The organism is Halochromatium sp., from assembly GCF_046541315.1.
In the GTDB taxonomy this organism is placed as follows: domain Bacteria; phylum Pseudomonadota; class Gammaproteobacteria; order Chromatiales; family Chromatiaceae; genus Lamprobacter.
In genome coordinates, this window is record NZ_JBKHDN010000202.1 from 1 (window position 1) to 4923 (window position 4923).

Here is a 4923-nt window from a genome sequence, read left to right on the forward strand (position 1 = left end):
TCACGTCCAGCACCACGTCCTGATCGCAGATCAGCGAACCGCGCACATCGAGCCGTTCCGGATCGACGACGGTGGCTCCACCGAGCATCAAGGCGTGGGCCAGGCCGCGCTGGTAATAGCGTTCGAGCGCCGCGAGCTGGGCGCGATCATTGATCCCGGCGACCTCTTCCAGGGTTTCCGGCTGGGTCGTGGCGACCTCGACGCCATCGGCGACAGCGAGCCCGATGATGTCGGTGAGATAGTATTCGTGCTGTACGTTGTCGTTGCCGATGCGCCCGAGCCAGGTCGCCAAGCTCGTTTGTTCGGCGACGATGATGCCGGTATTGACCTCGCTGATCGCGCGCTCGGCAGCACTCGCATCCTTTTGCTCGACGATGCGTAACACCCGCTCGCTCTTATCGCGCACGATGCGCCCGTAGCCGTTGGGATCGGCCAGCTGCATGGTCAACAGGCCGAGCTTGGTACTCGCCGAGTCGGCGACCAAGCGATTGAGGGTTTCGGGTTCGATCAGGGGCACGTCGCCATAGAGCACCAACACCCGATCCATGCCCGCCATGGCCGGCATGGCTTGGAGCACGGCGTGACCGGTGCCCAATCGCTCGCGTTGTTCGACCCAGGTGGCCGCCGCATCGGGAAAGGCCGCCGGCACCTGCTCGCCGCCATGACCGTAGACGACACAGACCTGGGCCGCGCCGAGCGCCACCGCCGCATCCAGCACATGCGCCAACAGCGGACGCCCAGCCAGCGGATGCAACACCTTCGGCAACGCGGAGCGCATCCGCGTGCCTTTACCAGCGGCGAGAACGACGACGCCGAGCTTCATGACAAGCTTCCTCTGGCCCTGCGTACCGGTGAGAAGATCGCGCCGCGCCTTGAGCGCGCGTCTGCACCAAGATCGCGGCGATCAGCCCATTGGGACGGGCGTTATCCCTTCATCTTACGCAGCTTCTCGATCGCGCGCAGCTGCGCGATGGCCTCGGCCAGTTCGGCCTGCGCCTTGGCGTACTCGAACTCGGCGGTCTGGCCGGCGAGCGCATCCTCGGCACGACGCTTGGCTTCCAAGGCCTTGGCCTCGTCGATGTTCTCGGCCCGGATCGCGGTATCCGCGAGCACGGTGACGATGTCGGGCTGGACCTCGAGCATGCCGCCAGAGACATAGAAGTGCTCCTGGCTGCCGTGCTCGTCCTCGACCCGCACGTCACCCGGCTTGAGGCGCGTGATCAGCGGTGCGTGCCGCGCGGCGATCCCGAGTTCGCCCATCTCGCCCGGGGCGTAGAGCATCGCCGCGAGCCCGGAGTGGATCGCCCCCTCCGCGCTGACGATGTCGACATGAACAGTCATTGCCATGATTCAGGCCCTCCGCGATCGCCGAGCGATCACATCTTCTCCGCTTTGGCGACGGCCTCATCGATCGAGCCGACCATGTAGAACGCCTGCTCGGGCAGGTTGTCGTGCTCACCATTGACGATGGCCTGGAAGCCGGCGATGGTGTCCTTGAGGCCGACGTACTTGCCCGGCGAGCCGGTGAAGACCTCGGCGACGAAGAACGGCTGCGACAGGAAGCGCTGGATCTTGCGCGCCCGCGAGACGATCAGCTTGTCGTCCTCGGACAGCTCGTCCATGCCGAGGATGGCGATGATGTCCTTCAGTTCCTTGTAGCGCTGCAGGGTGCCCTGCACCGCGCGCGCGGTGTCGTAGTGTTCCTGGCCAACGACGTTCGGATCGAGGATCCGGCTGGTCGAGTCCAGCGGGTCCACGGCCGGATAGATACCCAGCTCGGCGATCTGACGCGAGAGCACCAGGGTCGCGTCCAAGTGCGCGAAGGTGGTGGCGGGCGACGGGTCGGTGAGGTCGTCCGCCGGCACGTAGACGGCCTGGAACGAGGTGATCGAGCCGGTATGGGTCGAGGTGATGCGCTCCTGCAGGGCGCCCATCTCCGAGGCCAGGGTCGGCTGATAGCCCACCGCCGACGGCATCCGGCCGAGCAGTGCCGAGACCTCGGTGCCGGCCAGCGTGTAGCGATAGATGTTGTCGATGAACATCAGCACGTCGCGGCCTTCCTCGCGGAAGTACTCGGCCATGGTCAGGCCAGTCAGCGCCACGCGCAGCCGGTTGCCCGGGGGCTCGTTCATCTGGCCGTAGACCAGGGCGACCTTGTCCAGGACGTTGGATTCGGTCATCTCGTGGTAGAAGTCGTTGCCCTCGCGGGTGCGCTCGCCGACGCCGGCGAACACCGAGAAGCCGGCGTGCTCGGCGCCGATGTTGCGGATCAGCTCCATCAGGGTCACGGTCTTGCCGACGCCGGCGCCACCGAACAGGCCGACCTTGCCGCCCTTGGCGATCGGCATGATCAGGTCGATGACCTTGATGCCGGTCTCGAGGATCTCGGTCGCGCCGGCCTGCTCCTCGAACGAGGGCGCGTCGCGGTGGATCGGCCAGGTTTCGTCGGCGCCGATGTCGCCCTTCTCGTCGATCGGCTGACCGAGCACATCCATGATGCGCCCGAGGGTCTTGGCGCCGACCGGCACGCTGATCGGCGAGCCCGTGTTGCTGGCGTCGACGCCGCGCTTGAGGCCGTCGGTCGTGCCCATCGCGATGGTGCGCACGATGCCGTCGCCGAGCTGCTGCTGGACCTCCAGCGTCAACCCGGTGGAGTCGACCTGGAGTGCGTCGTAGACCTTGGGCATCGCGTCGCGCGGGAACTGGACGTCGACGACGGCGCCGATGATTTCCACCACCTTACCGGAACTCATAGCGGATTCCTCTATTCTGCCTTGCGCAATGTGCGCAAGGGCGTGTTTACCTGAAGTCGGTTGCCATCAGCGGCAGTGGCGCGCCGTCAAAGGCGCTGCAAACCACTGTCGCAGCCAGGGCACGAGAGCGGCGCGCGGGCATTAGCCAACGGCGGCCGCGCCGCTGACGATCTCGGAGAGTTCCTGCGTGATCGCCGCCTGGCGCGCCTTGTTGTAGACCAGCTGCAATTCATCGATCAGATCGCCGGCATTATCGGACGCGGCCTTCATGGCGACGCGGCGCGCGGCCTGCTCGCTGGCGCCGTTCTCGACCACCGCCTGGTAGACCAGCGATTCGATATAGCGGGTCAGCAGACTGTCGAGCACGACGCGCGCATCGGGCTCGTAGATGTAATCCCAGATGGGCCCGCTGGGGCGATCTTGGTCGTCGGCTGCTTGCAAGGGCACCAGTTGCCGAATGATCGGCTGCTGGCTCATGGTGTTGACGAACTCGTTGTAGACCACGTAGACCGCGTCGACCTCGCCGTTCTCGAAGGCGTTCAGCATGACCTTGACGGTGCCGATCAGGTCTTCGATATGCGGTTTGTCGCCGAGCTGGGTGACCTGCGCCTCGACCTTGCCGCCAAAACGGCGGAAAAAGCCGAGCGCCTTGGCGCCGATGGTGCAGAATACCGGTTCGATCCCCTCGGCCTTCTGCTCCTTGATGTGGGCCACCAAGCGCCGGAACAGATTGCTGTTCAGGCCACCGCAGAGACCACGGTCGGAGGAGACGACGATGTAGCCGACGCGCTTGATCTCGCGCTGCTCGGCCATGAAGCTGTGGCGGTATTCGGGCGATGCCTTGGCGAGGTGACGGATCACCTGCAGCATCTTCTCTGCATAAGGACGCGAGGCCTGCATACGCTCTTGGGCCTTACGCATCTTTGAGGTCGCGACCATCTCCATCGCACCGGTGATCTTCTGGGTGCTTTTGATGCTCGAAATCTTGGTGCGGATCTCTTTGGCGCCTGCCATTGCGTGCTCCGTGTGTGAGCGGGCGCGCCCGAACGGACGCGCTCACGCCAGACCTCTATCTCGGTTGAGCCAACTGGACCGGAAGCGTCGTCGCCCGGAGCGGATGCCCGGGGCGAGGACTCACCAGGTGTGATTGGCCTTGAAGTCCTTGAGCGCGCCATGCAGGGCGCTCTTGATCTCGTCGTCGTATTTGCCCGAGGCATTGATGTCGTCGAGCAAGGACTTGTGATTGCTGGCCATGTAGCCCTGCAGGGCACGCTCGAAATCGACCACCTTCTTGACCTCGACATCGTCGAGATAGCCCTCGTTGGCGGCGAACAGCGAAACGGCCATCTCGCCCACATTCAGCGGGTGATACTGCAGCTGCTTCATCAACTCGGTCACGCGCTCGCCGCGCTCGAGCTGCTTGCGGGTGGCCTCGTCGAGATCGGAGGCGAACTGCGAGAAGGCCGCCAGCTCACGGTACTGGGCCAACGCCAGGCGGATACCGCCACCGAGCTTCTTGATGATCGTGGTCTGGGCCGAGCCGCCGACCCGCGAGACCGAGAGACCGGCGTTGATCGCAGGCCGGATACCGGCGTTGAACAGATCGCTCTCGAGGAAGATCTGACCATCGGTGATCGAGATCACGTTGGTCGGCACAAAGGCCGAGACGTCGCCAGCCTGGGTCTCGATGATCGGCAGCGCGGTGAGCGAGCCGGTCTTGCCCTTGACCTTGCCGTTGGTGAGCTTCTCGACCTCGTCGGCGTTGATGCGCGCGGCGCGCTCGAGCAGACGCGAGTGCAGATAGAACACATCGCCCGGATAGGCCTCGCGTCCCGGCGGACGGCGCAGCAACAGCGACACCTGGCGATAGGCCCAGGCCTGCTTGGTCAGGTCATCGTAGACGATCAGTGCGTCCTCGCCCTTGTCGCGGAAATACTCGCCCATGGCGCAACCGGCATAGGGCGCGATGAACTGCAATGCGGCCGAATCGGCGGCGCCGGCATGGACGATGATGGTGTGCTCCATCGCGCCGTGCTCTTCGAGCTTGCGTTGCACCGCCGCGACCGAGGAGTTCTTCTGGCCGACGGCGACGTAGATGCACTTAACGCCGGTGCCCTTCTGGTTGATGATGGCGTCGATGGCGACCGCGGTCTTACCGGTCTGACGGTCG

5 protein-coding genes are annotated in these 4923 nt (G+C 65.0%); all 5 read right to left on the bottom strand.

All coding sequences use genetic code 11. From position 1 onward, the window contains the following. The coding region (locus ACLFQI_RS11525; protein WP_410759474.1) for a bifunctional N-acetylglucosamine-1-phosphate uridyltransferase/glucosamine-1-phosphate acetyltransferase at positions 1-823 on the bottom strand (823 nt) is incomplete at its 3' end. A 101-nt stretch (positions 824-924) separates the two neighbouring features. Further along, positions 925-1347, bottom strand: coding sequence for a F0F1 ATP synthase subunit epsilon (locus ACLFQI_RS11530; protein WP_410759476.1), 423 nt, complete (start codon positions 1345-1347; stop codon positions 925-927). A gap of 29 nt (positions 1348-1376) precedes the next feature. Continuing rightward, entirely contained in the window at positions 1377-2753 is a 1377-nt protein-coding gene (gene atpD / locus ACLFQI_RS11535) for a F0F1 ATP synthase subunit beta (RefSeq protein WP_410759478.1), read from the bottom strand. A 141-nt stretch (positions 2754-2894) separates the two neighbouring features. Continuing rightward, a complete protein-coding gene (atpG, locus tag ACLFQI_RS11540) occupies positions 2895-3767 on the bottom strand; it encodes a F0F1 ATP synthase subunit gamma (RefSeq protein ID WP_410759480.1) in 873 nt (290 codons plus the stop codon). A 120-nt stretch (positions 3768-3887) separates the two neighbouring features. Then, on the bottom strand, positions 3888-4923 hold a 1036-nt coding region (atpA, locus tag ACLFQI_RS11545; protein ID WP_410759482.1), incomplete at its 5' end, for a F0F1 ATP synthase subunit alpha.

What these genes read in the sequence shown, in the direction of transcription:
- ACLFQI_RS11530 (WP_410759476.1), bottom strand. Translation starts at nt 1,347, where the DNA reads ATGGCAATGACTGTTCATGTCGACATCGTCAGCGCGGAGGGGGCGATC.
- atpD (WP_410759478.1), bottom strand. Translation starts at nt 2,753, where the DNA reads ATGAGTTCCGGTAAGGTGGTGGAAATCATCGGCGCCGTCGTCGACGTC.
- atpG (WP_410759480.1), bottom strand. Translation starts at nt 3,767, where the DNA reads ATGGCAGGCGCCAAAGAGATCCGCACCAAGATTTCGAGCATCAAAAGC.